Annotated in this window: 12 protein-coding genes and 2 pseudogenes; 8 read left to right on the top strand and 6 right to left on the bottom strand. The window is 58.8% G+C overall.

All coding sequences use genetic code 11. The features are described 5' to 3' along the window. Positions 1 to 42 precede the first annotated feature (42 nt). The 7 genes from IVA93_RS39955 (at position 43) to IVA93_RS39985 (ending at position 11,834) form a co-directional block, all read left to right on the top strand. Complete coding sequence (locus IVA93_RS39955) at positions 43 to 2,277, top strand: peptidase domain-containing ABC transporter (RefSeq protein WP_247366033.1); 2,235 nt, start codon at positions 43 to 45, stop codon at positions 2,275 to 2,277. Continuing rightward, entirely contained in the window at positions 2,267 to 3,610 is a 1,344-nt protein-coding gene (locus IVA93_RS39960) for an HlyD family type I secretion periplasmic adaptor subunit (RefSeq protein WP_247365845.1), read from the top strand. Before IVA93_RS39955 ends, IVA93_RS39960 begins: the two co-directional genes overlap by 11 nt. After that, positions 3,607 to 5,673 (top strand): SEL1-like repeat protein, encoded by a 2,067-nt coding sequence (locus tag IVA93_RS39965; protein ID WP_247790170.1) that lies wholly within the window; start codon positions 3,607 to 3,609, stop codon positions 5,671 to 5,673. The genes IVA93_RS39960 and IVA93_RS39965 overlap by 4 nt, the downstream gene beginning before the upstream one ends. A 44-nt stretch (positions 5,674 to 5,717) precedes the next feature. Next, positions 5,718 to 9,680: a glycoside hydrolase family 99-like domain-containing protein gene (locus IVA93_RS39970; RefSeq protein WP_247365833.1), complete on the top strand. Its 3,963-nt coding sequence runs from the start codon at positions 5,718 to 5,720 to the stop codon at positions 9,678 to 9,680. 40 nt (positions 9,681 to 9,720) lie between these two features. After that, positions 9,721 to 10,164 (top strand): hypothetical protein, encoded by a 444-nt coding sequence (locus IVA93_RS39975; protein ID WP_247365832.1) that lies wholly within the window; start codon positions 9,721 to 9,723, stop codon positions 10,162 to 10,164. A gap of 130 nt (positions 10,165 to 10,294) precedes the next feature. Further along, positions 10,295 to 11,395, top strand: coding sequence for a polysaccharide pyruvyl transferase family protein (locus IVA93_RS39980; protein WP_247365830.1), 1,101 nt, complete (start codon positions 10,295 to 10,297; stop codon positions 11,393 to 11,395). 154 nt (positions 11,396 to 11,549) lie between these two features. After that, positions 11,550 to 11,834, top strand: coding sequence for a helix-turn-helix domain-containing protein (locus IVA93_RS39985; RefSeq protein WP_346771691.1), 285 nt, complete (start codon positions 11,550 to 11,552; stop codon positions 11,832 to 11,834). A gap of 39 nt (positions 11,835 to 11,873) precedes the next feature. On the opposite strand, the pseudogene IVA93_RS39990 reads toward IVA93_RS39985, so the two are convergent. Then, positions 11,874 to 12,046 (bottom strand): annotated as a pseudogene (locus tag IVA93_RS39990) (IS630 family transposase); the annotation flags it as partial. A gap of 85 nt (positions 12,047 to 12,131) precedes the next feature. On the opposite strand from IVA93_RS39990, the pseudogene IVA93_RS39995 reads away from it, so the two are divergent. After that, positions 12,132 to 13,237 (top strand): annotated as a pseudogene (locus IVA93_RS39995) (IS3 family transposase); the annotation flags it as partial. Between the two features lie 325 nt (positions 13,238 to 13,562). Here the strand turns inward: IVA93_RS39995 and IVA93_RS40000 are convergent. From IVA93_RS40000 to rfbA, 5 genes are all read right to left on the bottom strand, one after another. Further along, the gene (locus IVA93_RS40000) at positions 13,563 to 14,486 is read right to left on the bottom strand and encodes a glycoside hydrolase family 71/99 protein (RefSeq protein ID WP_247790171.1); all 924 of its coding nucleotides are present in this window, start codon (positions 14,484 to 14,486) and stop codon (positions 13,563 to 13,565) included. A gap of 409 nt (positions 14,487 to 14,895) precedes the next feature. Then, complete coding sequence (locus IVA93_RS40005) at positions 14,896 to 15,849, bottom strand: alginate O-acetyltransferase AlgX-related protein (RefSeq protein WP_247365826.1); 954 nt, start codon at positions 15,847 to 15,849, stop codon at positions 14,896 to 14,898. Between the two features lie 3 nt (positions 15,850 to 15,852). Then, the gene (locus IVA93_RS40010) at positions 15,853 to 16,704 is read right to left on the bottom strand and encodes a class I SAM-dependent methyltransferase (RefSeq protein WP_247365825.1); all 852 of its coding nucleotides are present in this window, start codon (positions 16,702 to 16,704) and stop codon (positions 15,853 to 15,855) included. 55 nt (positions 16,705 to 16,759) lie between these two features. Next, positions 16,760 to 17,827 carry a dTDP-glucose 4,6-dehydratase gene (gene rfbB / locus IVA93_RS40015; RefSeq protein WP_247365822.1) on the bottom strand — a complete coding sequence of 356 codons (1,068 nt, stop codon included), beginning with the start codon at positions 17,825 to 17,827 and terminating at the stop codon, positions 16,760 to 16,762. Between the two features lie 22 nt (positions 17,828 to 17,849). Further along, the gene (gene rfbA, locus IVA93_RS40020; RefSeq protein WP_247365820.1) at positions 17,850 to 18,728 is read right to left on the bottom strand and encodes a glucose-1-phosphate thymidylyltransferase RfbA; all 879 of its coding nucleotides are present in this window, start codon (positions 18,726 to 18,728) and stop codon (positions 17,850 to 17,852) included. Positions 18,729 to 18,782 lie beyond the last annotated feature (54 nt).

The raw sequence follows: 18,782 nt of genomic DNA on the forward strand, positions 1-18,782 counted from the left end.
AACGTGAAAGTATTAACATAGATAGCAGGTAGCTTGACGTCCATGACCGTCCACGGTGTCGATGACCAGAACCTTGCCGATGCAGCACCCGCATCGGCACTGGGGTGCCTGACCATCGTCGCACGACAGCACGGGCTGCACCTCACGTCCTCACAGCTCATTCAAGACAACCTTCTGCCGGACGAGAACGTCACACTCCATCAGCTTGTCCGCTGCGCGGAGAAAGCGGGCATGCGCGCGAAGTGTGTCAACCTCGATTGGGGCGGACTGTCTCATCTAAAGAAGGCGCTCCCGGTCATCGTTCGGCTTCGCAATGGGAGCCACATGGTGCTCCTGCGTGTCGAGGGAGATGCCCACAATAGGCGCATCGTGCTGAGGGATCCGAATGCCGCGGAAGACGCGCTGCTCGTGATCGACCAACCACGATTTGAAGATATCTGGTCCGGCGATCTCGTCCTGATCAAGCGCAACTACGAGATATCGGACGAAGCGCAGCCGTTCAGTTTCGGCCTCGTAGCCGCGCTCTTGTTTCGCGAACGCCGCATGGTCCGCGACGTCGCGATTGCCGCCGTGATCCTCGGGCTTCTCGGACTGGCGCCGATCATGTTCTGGCGCTTGTTGTCGGACAAGGTGATCTTCTACAAGGCGTACAACACGTTCTATGTGCTCTGCGTCGCGATGCTGGGAGTTATAGCCTTCGAGGCGGCGTTCTCGTTCTTGAGACAGTTCCTTGTCCATCGCTTGACGACTAGACTGGACGTCAAATTGTCGACCTACGTCTTCGAAAAAGTCCTCAATCTTCCCATCGACTATTTCGAGCAGACGGCCGTCGGCCTCGTCGCGCGCGACATTCGCGAAGTCTTTCGCATCCGCTCGTTCCTGATGGGGCAATTGTTCGGCACCATTCTCGACTCTACGACGCTGATGTTCTTCCTGCCCGTCATGTTCTTCTTCAGCCCCGTCATGGCGTTCGTGGTTCTCGCCTTGTCGGCATTGATCGTCGCGTGGCTCGTCCTGATGTTGCCGAATTACCGCAAGGCGTCGACTGCCGTGCTGGCCGCGGAGGGCGCGCAGGGCGCATTTTTGGTTCAGACCTTGAATGGCATCCGGACGATCAAGTCGCTTGCGCTCGATACGCGGCAGCGCCACATGTGGGATGTTCTGGTCGCACGCGTTGCCAAGGCCCGGCTCGTGGAAGGCATGACTGGAAACGCCATCCAGTCGGTGGTGCGTCCGCTGGAGCGGCTGGCCGTCAGCGGCTCCTATGCGCTCGGCGTCTATCTCGCGCTCGAAAGCAACGACCCGGTCTATATCGGGGCGCTGTTCTCATTCCTGCTCCTGTCGCAGCGCGTCTCGGGTCCGCTGATGCAGATGGCACAGCTCATCAATCAATACGACGAGGCGCGAAGTGCGGTTGCAATCGTCGGCAATCTCGTCAACCGGCCAGCGGAAGAGGGACGTACCGGCCATGGCGTGCGTTCGCCGCTCGAGGGCAAGGTGGAGTTCTCCGGCGTCACTTTCAAATACAAGGGAGCGCTATCGCCGACGCTGAACAACATCTCCTTCGAAATCCCGCTGGGGACTACTTTGGGCGTCATGGGCAAGAGCGGATCCGGCAAGACCACGATTACGCGTCTGCTGCAGCGGCTGCATTCCGATTATGAGGGATTGATCAAGATAGATGGTATCGACGTTCGCGAGTACGACATCGACCATCTCCGTCGTAACGTAGGTGTGGTGCTCCAGGAGAATTTTCTGTTCAGTGGAACCATCCGCGAAAACATCACCGCGGCCAAGCCGGACGCGTCATTCGATGATGTGGTCAGGGCGGCGAGGCTGGCGGGCGCGGAAGAATTCATCGACAAGCTGCCGCGTGGCTACGAGACGCATATCTATGAAGGTTCGCCGAACCTCTCGGGAGGGCAGCGGCAGCGGCTTGCGATCGCGCGTGCGTTGATCGTCAACCCGCCCATCCTGATTCTCGATGAGGCGACAAGCGCGCTCGACGCCGATAGCGAGGCGATCGTGAACGCCAACATAACGCGCATCGCGCATGGCCGGACGCTGATCATCATCTCGCATCGCCTGTCGTCCCTGACAAAGGCGGACGCAATTCTCGTGCTTAATCGTGGTGCGGTCGACGATATCGGGCGGCATGAGGAGCTCCTGGCGCGCAACGATATCTACAGCTCGCTGTGGTATCAGCAGAACACGCATTTGGCGCCGGCAGCCCGCAACGATCGGTCAAGACTTGGGAGTCCGACGCTTGTCTCCTGATGGTGCGCTTGCGACCGTTCGCCAATTTCAATCGGAAACGGATGCGATCCGAGAGGAGGCTGAGCCTCTGATCGCGCGAGCAACGCTGTTTGTGCTCTCGGCCTTCCTGGTCACGATCGTTGCCATTCTCGCTCTGACGCGGATAGATCGCGTCATCACCAGCGTCGGGGGGCGGATCGTGCCGGTGGGACAGATCAGCGTCCTTCAGGCGCTGGATCCATCGATCATTAAGACGATTGACGTGCGGGAAGGCGCGCAGGTGCAACCAGGACAGCTTATTGCGACCCTGGACGCGACCTTTACGTCGGCGGACCTGACCCAGGCGAAGTTGCAGATCGCTAGTCTCGAGACTCAGGTGGCGCGCGATGAAGCTGAGCTGAACCAGCATCCGCTGGTCTTTGCGAACAAGCCAGATCCGGACTACCAGAAATACGCAGCCTTGCAGAAGGCGCTCTATGATCAGCGGATGGCGCAATATACCGCGCAGATCAATAGTTTCGATTCGAAGATTAAGCAGACGCAGGCGACGATGGAGAAGCTTCGCGGGGACGATGCGAGATATCGGCAGCGTGACGAGATCTTGCAGAAGATCGAGACCATGCGCACGACGCTGGCCGAGCACGGCACGGGCTCGCAGCTCAATATGTTTATCTCCCAGGACACAAGGCTTGAATTGCTGCGGACCCTGGAGAACACCCATAACAGCCTAATCGAAGCCCAGAATACGCTCGCCGCGTCAATCGCGGACCGGGACGCCTTCAAGCAGCAATGGTTTGCGCAACTGAGTCAGGATCTCGTGACGACCCGCAACAAGCTCGACGAGGCGAAAGCCTCTTATGAGAAGGCGCTCAGGCACCAGGATCTGGTCCGATTGACCGCCGCCGAAGACTCGGTCGTGTTGACGATGGCAAGGCTCTCGGTCGGGTCGGTGCTGAAGCCCGGCGATCCCTTCATTACTCTGATGCCGACCGACACCAAGCTCGAGGCTGAAATTCGCATCGCCTCGCGCGACGTCGGTTTTATCCGGCCCGGAGACCCCTGCACGATGCGGATCGATGCGTTCAATGCCGCGGAGCATGGTACAGCCGAGGGCAAAGTGCGCTGGATCAGCGAGGGCGCCTTCACCACCGACGACGATGGAAAGCCTATCGAGGCGTACTACAAGGCGCGATGCTCGGTGGACTCGACCAATTTCAAGGATGTCCCGAAAACCTTCCGCCTGATTCCTGGCATGACGCTTGCGGGAGACGTCCATGTCGGCACGCGGGCAGTCGGAATGTATCTGCTTGGCGGAATGCTGAAGGGCATCCGTGAGGCCATGCGTGAGCCATGACAGCATTGACCCGGTCGCTCCTCCAATGGCTTCGGCCCGCTCACGGATCTGACGAAAGGCGGCTTGGTCCGGCGGAGGCAGCGTTCGAGCGCGGTCACTATCTGGAGGCACTAAAGTTCTGGACGCGTGCCTCGCAGAACGGCGACGCGGAAGCGGACTATAGGATCGGCATGCTCTACGCCAAGAACCAGGGAGTGGCGGTCAGCATTCCCGATGCCGCGGTGTGGTACGAACGCGCGGCGCAGCGAGGTCACGCCGAGGCGCAATATCAACTCGGCCTGATTTATCTGTACGGTGTCAACGCCAGCCTCGGACTGAATAGGCCGGAGACCTGGCGTCAGTCCTCCGCCGCGCGATTGGGCGATACCGCATCGAATGTGCATCACCTGATATTCCCGCACGGGACCAGTGTCGCGATGGATATTTGCGCCGCGTTTCGCTGCATATCGGCCGCGGCCGAAGCCGGCAAAGCGGATGCTCAGACCATCCTGGGCAATCTCTACAGCGAAGGGCAGGGGTGCACGAAGGACCTCGCTGCTGCACTTCGTTGGTATCAGGCGGCGGCCGATCAGAAATTTTCACCGGCCGAGTTCGCGCTCGGCGATGTCTATTATCAGGGACGCGGCGTACTCGTCGATTTCGCGCAGGCTGCGTTCTGGTATGGCAAAGCCGCCGCGCAGGATCACGTGAGGGCGCAGATTGGGCTCGCATTCATGACGTTGAAGGGTATGGGCTTGCCCGAGAACCCGACTGAGGCTGCGCGCCTGTTCCAGAGTGCGGCCACGCATGATGATCCGATCGCACTCTACAACATCGGCCTGTTACGGCTCAGCGGCAAGGGCGTCGCCAAAGACCTCGATCGCGCCGAGACCGCGCTGCGCAAGGCGGCGCGGAAGGATTACCTTCCGGCAATTCAGGCACTCGCGGGATTCTATTCGAGCGGAGCCGATGCCGAGCCCGATTTGCGGGAGGCGGCGGTGTGGTACGAGAAGGCGGCCGAGCGGGGCGATGTGCAGGCGCAATTCTTCGTCGGCCGGTTCTATGCGACTGGTGTCGGCGTCCCGCCCAACATTCGTCAGGCCGCGAAGTGGTTCGAGCGCGCGGCCGAAAATGGCCATGCCACTGCGGCATTCAACGTTGCGATCTTCTATCTCAACGGCTCCGGCGTTCAGCGCAACGTGGAGGCCGCGATCAAATGGTTCGAGCGTGCCGCAGTTCGCGGCATCAGCGCCGCACAGGTGCAACTCGGAAAGCTCTATTCGACCGGTGCGGGCGTTCCCGAAGATCAGGAAATGGCGTCGGAATGGTTGAGCAGGGCCGCCGGTAGCGGAGATCCTGACGGCAAGACCGCCTACGCGCTCTTCCTGCTTCATCAGGATGCGTCTGATGATAACGTTGCACGCGCGCACTCTTTGCTGGGAGACGCCGCGGAGGCCGGTCATCCTCCGGCGGCGTTTCAACTGGGCGCGCTGAAGATGGGTAAGTTCGGCGGAACCGCCGATATGCTAGGCGCCACTCCATGGCTCACGCGCGCGGCGGATGCTGGCCATGTCGAGGCGCAGTACATGCTGGGGCTTCTCCATCTGGATCCGAAGAGCGGGGTGGGGAATGCGCAGACAGCATCATCATGGATGGCCAAGGCGGCGCGCGCGGGGCATGCAGCCGCACAATTCCAGCTCGCCGTCATGTACTGCACAGGCTGCGGAGTGGGCCTCGATCTTGCAGAGGGGGTGAACTGGTACGAGGCCGCTGCAGAGCAGGGACATACGGTTGCGCAGTACAACCTTGCCGTGATGCTCGGGAGGGGACAGGGGCGCGAGGCTGACGTGACGAAGGCGACGGAATGGTTTCAAAGGGCCGCCGAGCGAGGCATGGCGGAAGCGCAGGTTGCGCTGGGCGACGCGTTGATGTCGGGCCGAGGCACCGCGCAAGATCGCGACGCAGCGGTCAATTGGTATCAATACGCGGCTCGGCAACGCAATGAAGGCGCCGTGCGACGCCTCCAGTCGATCGGCGCGACAAGCGAAGGGACTTTCACACTGGAGACAGAAGCTTTGCGCTAGTCTGCCAGTGCGGAACGAAGCGCCCAATGCATGAGTGAGTAACAATGCCTGATTTCCTTTCGAAGCTCGCGCGCGACGCCGGTCAAAGAGAACCCCGGGCGAGGCGCAGCGCCGCCGCAAGGCTGCAATCCAGGTCAGAGCCGGGCGCCACAAAGCTAAACAGTTCTGCGAAGGAGCTCGCCGCCGAGGGGCCGGCGAGCAGGCAGACGGAGCCGCCGCGCGAAGTCGAGCAGCCAGCGCCGGCCGCCGACCTTGCAGATGCCGCGCGCACCCTCAAGGGCCTCGGTCTGTTTGACGAGGATTTCTACGCCGCGAGTTATCCGGACGTGATCGCGGTCGGCGCCGATCCGTTCGAGCATTTCTTTCTCTATGGCTACAGGGAAGGTCGTAAGCCAAATCCGATCTTCGACCCGATCTGGTACGTCACGACCTATCCCGATGTGCAGGACGCGGAGGCGCATCCGTTCCTGCACTATGCGACGATCGGCGAGCGCGATGGGCGGCGGCCAAGTCCCTATTTTCAGCCGGCCTGGTATCGGGAGAAGTACGGCATTCCGGAAGGCGAGAGCCCGCTCGCGCACTATCTGAAGAACTGCCTGGGCCCGTTCAGTCCGATCCCGGAATTTGACGCGCAATATTATCGTCAGACCTATGAGGACGTCGCAGCCGCCGGCGTCGATCCCTTCGAGCACTTCATCTTTCATGGCTATAAGGAAGGGCGCAACCCGTCGGCAGAGTTCGACACCAAGTTTTACATTCAGCGCTACTTCAAGGGTAAGACGGACCAGAATCCGCTTCTGCACTATCTCGAGCATCGCCACGAGGATGGCATCTATCCGTCACCTCCGGAGAACGAAGCCACCATTCCAGCCGAGATCAAGCGGTTCACCCGTCCGAGCCCGCTGTTCGAGGAACTGCGTCCATTGCCCGCCGGCGCAAAGCCGCGCGCCAAGGTGCTGGCCTACTATCTGACGCAGTTTCACGCTTTCCCTGAGAATGATAAATGGTGGGGCACCGGCTTCACCGAATGGACGAACATTGCGCGCGGCATACCTCGGTTTAAGGATCACTACCAGCCGCGAATTCCGCGCGACCTGGGTTTCTACTCTCTCGCCGACATCGAAACCCTGCGCAAGCAGGCGAAGCTCGCCAAGGCGGCGGGCATCCACGGCTTCGTCTATTACTACTACTGGTTCAACGGCAAGCGCCTTCTGGAAAAGCCGCTGGAGCAATTCCTGAAGACGCGCGATATCAACATGCCGTTCTGCCTGATGTGGGCCAACGAGAACTGGACGCGGCGGTGGGACGGCATGGAGGGCGAGGTCCTGATTTGGCAGGACTACCTGTCCAGCGATGACGAGCGCCTGTTGTCGGACTTCAATCGGCACTTCAAGGACAAACGCTACATCCGTGTCCAGGGCCGTCCGCTCCTGATGATTTATCGGCCCCGCCTCATTCCAGACACGGCAGCCGTTATCGCGCGCTGGCGCGCGATCTTCGCGAAGAGATTCAACGAAGATCCGATCATCATCATGAGCCAGAGTTTTGATGATCACGATCCAACTGCGAACGGCATGGACGGTGCGATCGAATTTCCGCCGCACAAGCTTACCAAATATGTGCCGCTGGTGAACTCCGAGGCCAAGATCCTGGACGATACCTATGCGGGGCAAATCTACAGTTACGACGACGTCGCCAAATATTCGCTTGATGAGCCGCGTCCAACGTTTCCGCTGATCAAGACGGTGGTGCCGAGTTGGGACAACGATGCGCGCCGGCAAGGCTCCGGCCTCGTGATCCAGGGCTCGACCCCGCAGAAATACGAGGCGTGGTTGTCAGCGCTGGTCCAGCAGGCGCAGACCCACACCTTTTTCGGCGAATCGTTCGTCTGTATCAACGCCTGGAACGAATGGTGCGAGGGCGCGTATCTCGAGCCCGATCTCCATTTCGGTTCGGCTTACCTGAATGCCACCGCGCGGGCGGCCACTGGCTTGACCCGCGATCTGTCAGTGCCCAAGATTCTGCTAGTCGGACATGATGCGTTTCCCAGCGGCGCGCAGCATCTCTTGCTGAACATCGGCAAGACGCTGCGCAGCGCCTTCAATATCGAGATCGACTTTCTCCTGCTTCAGGGCGGAGCGATGGAAGTCGAATACGCCGCGGTCGCGCCGCTCACCGTACTCAAGCAGGCTTCCGAGATCCCTGCAACCCTACGACAGTTCCGGGAAAAGGGCTTTACAGCGGCCATCGCCAACACGGCCGCGAGCGGGCGCGCCGCAAAATTCCTCGTCGAAATGGGCTTTCGGACCGTTTCCCTGGTCCACGAATTGCCGCGGATCCTGCACGAGAAGCACCTGGAAGAGGTCGCGCGCGCGGCGATTGGGAGTGCGCATCGCGTGGTGTTCGCCTCGGAGTTCGTGCGAGACAAGCTCATCGAAGCGCTTGGGCTTGATGGGACGGATGAGCGTTTCCTCATTCGCGCGCAGGGCAGTTACAAGCAGATCGAACCGGCGCCGACGGAAGCCGGGCTCGTTCGCAACGAATTTGGCATCGCGGCTGCCGATAAGATGGTGCTCGGCGTCGGCTATGCCGATCTGCGCAAGGGCTTTGACCTGTTTTTGCAAGTCTGGAATCTGGTTCGACGACGCAATGCAAATGTCCATTTCTGCTGGGCAGGCGGCGTCGATCCCAGTCTCCTGGAATGGCTCGGACCGGAGATCAAGCGAGCGGAGGCCACGGGCCACTTTCATCTCGCCGGCTATCGTTCGGACATGCAGGCGCTCTATTCCGCGTCCGACGTTTACGCGCTGACCTCGCGCGAGGATCCGTTCCCGACGGTGGCGCTGGAGGCGCTCAGCGTCGGCGTGCCCGTCGTGGCGTTCCAGGGCTCTGGCGGCATCCCCGGCTTCCTTCTCAAGGAGAACGTCGGCCGCGTAGTGCCCTATTGCGATGTGCCGGAGATGGCACAGACCGTGGAGACTTTTCTGCGCTCGACGCCATCGGACGCCGAGCGTACTCGCATGGTCGAAATCATTCAGACCAAGTTCGCTTTCGCGGACTATGTCCGCGATCTCTTGCGGCTTGCAGTTCCGTCGCTACCCACCGTGTCGGTTGCAGTGCCGAACTACAACTACGCCCGCTGCCTGTCGGAGCGGCTTTACACCATTTTCGACCAGAACCATCCGGTCGAGGAGGTCATCGTGCTCGACGACTGCTCGTCTGATGACAGCATTTCCGTTATCGTGAAGCTTGCGGATCAGCGCCAGCGCGATCTGACGCTTGTGATCAACGAACAGAATTCCGGCTCGGTGTTCGCACAATGGGCCAAGGCTGCCGAGATGGCAAAGGGGGAGTTCCTTTGGATCGCCGAGGCCGACGATCTCTCGGAGCCGACCTTCATCTCCAGTCTGCTCGCATTGATGAGCGGTGATCCCGACATCGCATTCGGCTTCACCGACTCCAAATCCATTGACGCCGATGGAGCCCATCTCTATGCGAGCTACAAGCCTTATTACGCTACAATCGAGCCAGGCGCATTGTCGCGGACCGAGGTGTTCGATGGTGGCGACTTCGTGGCCCGCTACCTCGGCGTCCGGAATACGATTCTGAATGTCAGCTCGGTCCTGTGGCGCCGAGAGGCGCTGTTGCGCGCGCTCAATGCCTGCCGTGAGCGTCTTAAAGAGTTCCGAATGGCTGGCGATTGGCTGCTCTATCTCGAGGCCCTTGAGATGCCGGGCGCGAAGATCGCCTATATCGCGGATCCCCTCAACGTTCACCGCCGCCATGCGGCGAGCGTCACCCATTCGTTGAAGGCGCAAAGGCACATCGAAGAGATCGGCACCATACACCGTCTGACTCGAGACCGGCTCCGCTTTGGAGAGCGGGAACTCGGAGCCCAGGCGGTCTATCTCCAGGAAGTGTCGGCCCAATTGCTGGCGACAGCCGCCGACGCTGAGAAGCCGAAGCGGACAGCAAAAGCTGCGGCGCGCACTGCGGCCGAGACGTGATCGCGGTTACTGCAACTAAGGGGCGTTTTTGGGTGACTTGATGTTTGTACCTTCTGCTGAATCCTTGATGAGCGCGTTAAACCTCGACAAGTCCGCTTTGGATGGTTCCGGCCAAGTCAAAGTGCCGGCAGGCTTGCTCAAGCTGTTGTTACAGATCGCCATAGCCGCTGCCGAGTTCGACGAGGACAGCTATTTGCGCGAGAATCCCGACGTCGCAAAAGCCCTTTCTCGTGGAGAGGTCGAGAGTGCACTCATGCACTACATAGGCTTCGGATACTTTGAGGGCCGCCGTGGAGGAGGGCCGGCCGTGGATGCCGAATGGTATCTCGGCAAATACCCCGACGTCGCGGCAGCAGTAAGGGATGGTCGGGTGAAATCAGCGGAGGCGCACTTTCTATCAATTGGTGGCGGCGAAGGGCGATCGCCTGCGGCTGACTACGAGGGGGAGGCGGCGCAATGGAAATCAGCAATCAAGGGAAGGTAGGATGAAGGTGCAGTGACGGTCCTTGTTGTGGCCGCAAATTTATTTAGATGATGGTGGTCAATAGCAATATGGGTGGGAATAAGCGCGCTACATATTGGTTTAGGATCGATATCGCCTCCGGAGGAGCACAGTGAAACTTTTTCTGCTTGGAGCAACGCCGAGCTTTTCTGCGGAAGTTGGCGAAGATCCGATGTCAAAATTGGCGAAGACCGGAGGTAATACCGGGAACCAGTTGATTGCGCGCGGGCTGCTTGATCGTATCGTCTACGACGACCTCTCGTGGGATCACAGTATCGATCCCAGGGCAGTGCATGAGCGCTTCAATATGATTGTCGTTGCGGCGGCCAACTTTCTGTTTCCACAATTCGATTTGGGCGGCATGGCTCAATATATCGAGCGCGCCGACTTGGCGGTGGCGGTAGTTGGTCTCGGAGCTCAATCAAGCAACTACGATCCGAACATAAGCTTGATGCCTGGCACCGAGCGGTTCGTGAAGGTTATTGCCGAACGTGCCGTCAGCATCGGCGTTCGCGGCCCCTACACGCAGGAAGTTCTCGCGCTTCGCGGTGTACACAATGTGACTGTGACCGGCTGCCCTTCTTACTACATGGGAGGACCTCACGGCATGAATATCCCCCGGCGGCCGTTTGAAGAGGTCAAGCGCCTTTCCATCAACGCGTCGCGAGACGTCGTCGGTCATTCGTTCGACAAGGAGAGGATGCTTCGGCTCGTGCGCGAAATCTACGGCACGGGAATATCCTGGAATGCGGATTTCGTTGCTCAGAGCGAGCAGGCCGAGATCAGTCTGGCAGACAAGCAGGCGCGAAATTCTGAAGAAGCGTTAAAGGAAATTGCAACGTTCTTGGCGAACGTCGCCCCCGAGGCCGACGTGCGGAAGTGGGCGGCCGATCACGTGCGAGTCTTCTTCGACTTGGATGACTGGCTCGATACCGTTCAGAACTACGATTTCGTGTTCGGGAGTCGCTTTCACGGCTGCATGGTCGCTCTACAACGCGGCGTTCCTGCTCTTGTCATCTGTCACGATACAAGGACCGAGGATATGTGTCGGTTCCTGGGTATGCCATTCGTCTCCATCGTTGATCTTGATAAAATTGATGTGGCGCAACTCTATAGTCGTGTTGGGCTCGGCAGTCTCGCGCGACGCTATCAAGGGCTCTATCCAGCATACAGGCGATTTCTCTCGGCTAACAACCTCATCGTCAAGAACTGACGGAAGCGTGTGCGTACAGTGACGAGTCATCGCTTCCTTGCCGGGTACAAGACGCGCTACCTAGTACCCACTTTTCTTGGATCGTGAGTCGTGATTCAAGATATGGATGATCCCTGAAGCAAGAGAAGTCCGCCTTTAGCGGAAAGATCGTACTGTGCTTGAGGCGTGTTGCCGCTCGCCGGTGACGTTGCAGCGCGATTTGAAGCGGGCGCGGATAGTTCTGTTGGCGGCGGACGGGCGCAGCACCCGCTCGATCGCCAAAGAAGTCGGAGTCCAGCCGCGGATTGTCAGCCTTTGGCGGCATCGCTATGCCGACCATGGCCTTGAAGGGCTGCAAGACAAGCCGCGGCCGGGCAAGCAGCCGATTTATACGAAGACGACCGACAGCCGGATTCTAGAGCTGGCCCCGGTTGTTTGGACAGCGCCCCGCGGGATTTAAGTGGATTCCTGCCGGGTTATGCTGAACGCGGGGCCGGAATCAGAGCTGAGTGATACGGCGACCCTTGAAAGGACGTTGGCGGACCGTTTCTTGGTCCAGACGAAGGGCTCGGATTGGTCGTTGTGCGCGTTGACGTAGGCATCGATGTGTTCCTGAAGCTGTTTGAGGCTTGTGAAGGAAGCACCGCTGAGCGACTGCCCTTGCAAGATAGAGCTGGCTCCGCAAATTCGGACAGTAGCTTGAGTGGATTTTCTGCCTGACAGCGGCGAGGATTCTTGCCGCGAATCAGGAGCGAAGATGACGAAGAAGAGCCGCCGGACGCATTCTCCGGCATTCAAGGCGAAGGTTGCTTTGGCTGCGGTCAAAGGCGACAAGACGGTGGCGGAGCTGGCGCAACTGTTTGATGTTCATCCGAACCAGATCACGATCTGGAAAAGCCAGCTCCTGGAAGGCGCCGCCGGCGTGTTTGGGCATGACAAGGCATCGGCCGAGACGCCGGTCGATTTGAAGGCGTTACATGCCAAGATCGGCGAGCTGGCGTTGGAAAACGATTTTTTGTCCGGCGCGCTCACCAAGGCGGGCCTGCTGAGCGCAAAGCGATGATCGACCGCGGTCATGATCTTTCTATCGTGCGCCAGGCGAAGGTCCTGAAGCTGGCTCGCAGCACGGTCTACTATGAACCTCGGCCAGTTTCGGCCGAGGACCTTGCCTTGATGCGTCGGCTCGATGAGCTGCATCTCGATTATCCCTTCGCGGGAGCGCGTATGCTGCGATCGTTGCTGCGGCGGGAAGGCGTATACGCCGGTCGCCGCCACATCGCGACGCTGATGAAGCGCATGGGGATCGAGGCGGTCTATCGTCGCCCGAACACGAGCAAGCCGGCACCGGGTCACAAGATCTACCCGTACCTGTTGCGCGGATTGAAGATCGAGCGGCCCGACCAGGCGTGGGCAATGGACATCACTTACATTCCGATGCGGCGTGGCTTCGTCTATCTCGCGGCGGTCGTCGATGTGTTCAGCCGACGGGTCCTGGCCCATCGCGTCTCGATCACAATGGAGGCGGCCTTCTGCGTCGAAGCGGTCCAGGAGGCGTTGGCGAAGCACGGCAGGCCCGAGATTTTCAACACGGACCAGGGCAGCCAGTTCACCAGCCTCGAGTTCACCGATGTGCTGCTGGACGCGAAGATCGCCATCAGCATGGACGGCAAGGGCGCCTGGCGCGACAACGTGTTTGTCGAGCGGCTCTGGCGCACGGTCAAATACGAAGAAGTTTATCTCCGCGCCTACGACAGCGTGTCCGAGGCGCGAGCGCCAATTGCCAAGTATCTGGCCTTCTACAATCAGGGACGCCCTCACTCGAGCCTTCACGGGCGCACGCCCGATGAGGCTTACTGGTACGCAAGCTATGGTGATGGCCGCATGACCGTCGCCGACGATTTTTGTCGTCGCTCTGGTCGGGCTACGCCCTCCCGACGCAACGACAAAATCGTAAGGCCCCGCGTTCAGCATAACCCGGCAGGAACCCACTTAAATCCCGCGGGGCGCTGTCCAAACAACCGGGGCCAGCTCTCTCGTCCCCGAATCAAAATATGCGGACAAGAGAATCACGTGGCGCAAATTAGGTACAGACCCTAGAATTTTGCAAATTATTGCTATCGTACGATCTGATTTGTAAAGCCGAGGCTGATCGCGGGTACCGTCGTGGACCTGGAGCCGCGTGTGCTGTTTAGTTCTCTCCCGCGCGACAAGCCTCCAGAACCTCGCTCGCAGTTCTCAGCATTGAGGCGGACGGATCACCCAAGGTCGGGGCCAGTGCTCCACCTTCGCTGTATTCATTCCAGGAATAGACCAGCGCAATCTGATAGGGGCATCGGTCCGGATGACTCGACATGAAGCGCGACGCCTGTCGGCAGGCGAAAGAGAACTCGCTAGGGGTTGCGATGGCGACATGCGCACTTTTGTCGATGCGCGTATCATCCCGTTTGTCATAAGCGGGAGGGGTCTCCTTTCGCGGCCGCGAATCCCAACCGACCATGACGGTCGGTACCACACTGCCCGAACTGTGAGCCAACTCATCTTCCCAATAATGTTCGACGTGCCGTTGGAGCTCGGGATAGGTTCCAGACCTGTTTGGCCCGAAATTTATCCCATATGCCGAAATGGCATCAGCGCCTATCTGCTTTCGGACCGTTTCAGCTGTAGTAGCCGGTGTGTGCAGAAGCACGATGTAGGGATTTTTATCACCCGAAGAAGTCGTCTGATTTCGCAGGTGAGACATCGATTTCCCGAGCTCGGCTAGCGAACCATTCCAGTATGAGGGCAATAGGGCATCGAGGTAGTAGAGGAATAGAAGCGGTCTGCCGTCCTGCGTTCTCTGGTAGTTGTGATCCGAAAAGAGACCGTGAATGCGTTTTGTCGCTTCGTCGAATCCGTTAGCGCGACCTAGCGTGTCCAAGGTCGCTATCAGACAATAGCTCATCTGATCGGCAATGCCGCTTCGACGATGGTACTTCAGTCCCTGCATCATCGAGTGCGCGAGGTCCAGTTTGCCATCTCTGCCGTAAGCTAGATATGCCCAATAGCCGAGACCGGCCGCATGAGCGACCCGTATCTCTTGGTCGAACGAGGCCTCGGTAGCGTTGAATTGCAACGTTTTGGAATCGGTCAGACGGCTATGGAGCGGCGCACGAAACTGCCAGTGTTGGGGGCTCAGAGCTTTCTCTTCTTCATAACAGGGTTCTCCCCTCGTGTCGCAATATTGTGCGTCCCACCTTATCGCTCCGAAGGTCGGACATCGAGTTCTTGCGGAACTGCGGGTGGGAAGCAGAAGGCTGGCGAAAAACCCTCGCAGAAGAGTCCGACGCGTTGATAGGTACGAGATGGCTGACATCTGCGGTTACGACCAGATGGGCGGGCCCATTCATTTGCCTTGGAGAACGTCCACGCGGCTGTTGATCATTCCACAACAAGCTGCAAACGCCTCGCAGAACGTGAGGGGGAAAACTCGCACCTCCGAAGTTTGTTTCACACTTGGAGTCATGTGTGGTTCCCGTGTCAGGTTATGATGCTCTCCGTTCGGATTGCGAACGCAAGACAGACTGAAGTTTGTCGGTCGCATGGCGCCTGATATCGACGTCATCCGTGGGCACGACGCGAACAAATCGCTCCGCAATCTCCGTTAAGAGAATATCCGGCTTGAACTCGTCGACCAATTTCCAGTCGATGGCGGATGACCAGACAAACATCACGGCATCGACAGTCTCGGCAAACATTCCGGTGAGCATATGGGGCCGATACTCAAAAAAGGAATCACCGAACACGAGAATCCGCAGTTTCGCCAGAGGGTGTCTTTCATTGCGATATTCGACGATTGATCCGACGTGCAGCAACAGATCGTTCGGCACTTGGCCGGTTTCACGCGCGGTCACGATATCGTTGGCCTCGACCCGGGATGCACCAATGCCAAAACGTCCGAACCGGATCATCTCCAACCGTTTGGGCGTCAACTTCGAGCCGAGATCCCAGCTACCCTCGCGGACTGGTGCGTTCCGCATGATCAGATCTGCCTTTTGCGGTATCGCCATGTATGAGCACAGCATCTGGTAGGCGCTGAAACAACCCTCCACCGTCCAATGAGTATCGGTTCGATGGAATACTTCGTAGTTGCCTGCCTGCTTTCTGAGATACTTGGTTAGCGGCACCAAGAATCCGCGCAACTCGGCATCACCGCTTTCTTCCAGGATTTCGGCCGGAAATCTCATTTGCGAGGTGACGGGGAGTGCCTTCGTCCTGAGAATCGAGAGTTTGTCTGGAACAAAGCAGTGTAGATATTTGATTCCTTTATCCGTAGCAGCTCTCTTTCTGCTGGTCAGGAGAGCTTTCCATGCAGAGCAGATCAATTGGAGATTGTGGTCGGATTCGGAGAAAAGACGGGCGACGTCGTTGCTGCCACCGACCAAGAAGAGATGGCCGTCGTCTCCCTCGAAAACGTCTTGTGAGAGCTGCGGCACCACGCTCTACCTTCGTCTCAGTGCTATGCAATCTTGAGCCAACTGTCCGTGATCAGCATAGTCGATGACAGCGAATAGATTGGAGAACTTATCGGAGAGATATCTGTCCGTAACGAAGCATTCTGCAAACTCGCTGCGCGCCCCTGAGTCCGAGGGCAGCCAAAAGAAATTGCCGGACCTGACTTCCGATATTGCGGTGTCTATCGTGTCACGGGGAAGCCGCTTCAGAATGAGATCAATCCAGAAGTGTATCTCTTGACCATTGATCTTCTTTCGGTGTGCTTCCTTCAGGTCCTCCAAGAATCGAATGCCGAGAGTTGTTATGAAGCAAATTCCACCTGGTCTGAGAACTCGGGCAATTTCGGAAATCCACCGATCAAAATAGTGCTGGTTAAAGTGTGAAAAAGTCGACCAAGTGACGAAGTGGGTCGCAAATCCGTCACGGAACGGGAGCGGTGGCAACGGGTCGGTTTTGACGAAGCTGTTCGCCTGGCGCGCTTCGACGATGAAGTCGAACGGTTCGACCGCATAGATATCCGCCGCAGGCACATCCCTCATAAAAGCGCGCGATGCGGCCCCAGCCGGTTCCAAAGCGATCAGGATGCTGTCCTTGGAGAGGGGCGCGCCGTTGGCGTTCAAGACGCTGACGCAGTGGTCACGAAAGCTGAGTGCGCCTCTGATCGCCATTTCATTGGAGTTTCCTTGCAGATGGCGCTGCAGGTCCGCTGACGGGAATGAGGGAAAGGCGATGCCTCGTATCGACGGCTCTCTGACGCTACTGACCAGATCGGACCGCCATTCCTGGTCGGTAAGGGGTGCATATGTCTCATATATCTTGTTGATCTCGGTGTTGTGCATCTCTTCCTCGATTGAGCGAACGCCGGTCTTTGAGCAGAAAGCTACTTCGCTCAGGCTACTGGATGAGTCCAACCCGCTTGGCCTGATATCCGCGCTCAAGGATCGCCCGCCACCACGGCTGGTGATCGACGTACCAGTGCACGGCCTTGCGAATGCCGGTCTCGAAAGTCTCCTCCGCGCGCCAGCCGAGATCGCGTTCGAGCTTCGAGGCGTCGATCGCGTAACGGCGATCGTGGCCGGGGCGGTCGGCGACGAAAGTGATGAGATCGCGGCGCCGCCCGGCTTGACCAGGACTAATCTCGTCGAGGAGATCGCAGATGCTTTCAACCACATGGAGATTGGTGCGCTCGTTCCGGCCACCAATATTGTAGGTCTCGCCGACGGCTCCATGCTCAAGCACGAGTGTGAGGGCCTTGGCGTGATCCTCGACATAGAGCCAATCGCGAACATTTTTTCCGTCGCCGTAGACGGGAAGCTGCTCTCCGGCCAGGCCCTTGATGATCATGTGCGGGATCAGCTTTTCTGGGAAGTGATAGGGGCCGTAATTGTTCGAGCAGTTGGTCAGGAGCGTTGGCAGCTCATAGGTCTCATGCCAGGCGCGCACTAAGTGGTCGGATGAGGCCTTGCTTGCCGAGTAGGGTGAATTGGGCGAGTAGGGCGTAGTTTCCGTGAAGAAGCCTTCCTCGCCGAGCGAGCCGAACACTTCATCCGTGGAGATATGCTGGAAGCGGAACCGCGTCCGCTTGTCCGGAGATAGCGTCCTCCAGTAGCGTAGGGCCTCCTGGAGTAGTGTGAACGTTCCCACAATATTGGTCTGGATGAATTCGCCGGGGCCGTCGATCGAGCGGTCGACGTGGCTCTCTGCGGCAAGGTTCAACACAGCGTCGGGCTGATAGTGCTCGAACAGTCGGCGCAGACCCGGCGCGTCGCAGATGCATTGCTTCTCGAAGGCGTAGTTGAGGTTTTCCGTCGCGCCGGGCAGGGAACCAAGGTTCGCGGCGTAGGTGACCTTGTCGAGGTTGACGACGCGTGCGTGGCTGTTGCGCAGGAGATGTCGTACGACCGCGGAGCCGATGAACCCGGCCCCGCCCGTCACGAAGATGGTCACCCCCTTCAAACGCATGATCTCTACTCCGTGTGCCGAATCAGGCTGCTCTGTGCGCGCGTGCGACAGATTGTAGATATTCGCCGTAGCTGCTCTTGGCCGTTTTCGCGGCCACCCGCTCGAACGCTTGAATCGTAATGTAGCCCTGTCGCAACGCGATTTCTTCTGGGCAGGCGATGCGCAGGCCCTGGCGTTGCTCGAGGATCTGGACGAAATGGCTGGCTTCCACGAGCGAGGAATGCGTACCGGTGTCGAGCCAGGCAAAGCCGCGACCGAGCACGTCCACGTAGAGATCGCGCCGATCCATATAGGCCTTGTTGACGTCCGTAATCTCGATCTCGCCACGCGCCGACGGCTTGATGCGTGCGGCAATGTCGACCACGTCGTTGTCGTAGAAGTAGAGGCCGGTCACCGCGACGTTGGACTTCGGCTGTTTCGGCTTCTCCTCGATCGAAAGGGCGCGGCCGGCCTGATCGAGCTCGACAACGCCATATTGCTCGGGTGTGTTGACGACATAACCGAATATGGTAGCGCCTTTGTTGCGCAGGGATGCCTTAGTTAACATTCCAGGCAGGCTGTGCCCGTAGAAAATGTTATCGCCTAACACAAGGGCGACCGGATCATCGCCAATGAAATGCCGTCCGACGATGAACGCGTCGGCAAGTCCGCGCGGCGTCGCTTGTGTAGCGTAGGAGAAACGCAAGCCGATTTCGCTGCCATCGCCGAGCAGGCGCTCGAAAAGCGTCTTGTCCTGCGGCGTGGAGATGATCAAAATTTCCCTGATACCGCCCAGCATTAGCGTGGAGAGCGGGTAGTAGATCATGGGTTTGTCGAAGACCGGCAGAAGTTGCTTCGAGACGACGGTCGTCACGGGATAAAGGCGAGAGCCGGTGCCGCCTGCGAGAATGATGCCTTTCATTGTCCCTCACAGTTTACTTATCACAACCATAACATATAATGTGAAGAGTACAAC

The sequence above is a fragment of the Bradyrhizobium sp. 155 genome (assembly GCF_023101105.1).
GTDB classification, from domain to species: Bacteria; Pseudomonadota; Alphaproteobacteria; order Rhizobiales; family Xanthobacteraceae; genus Bradyrhizobium; species Bradyrhizobium canariense_D.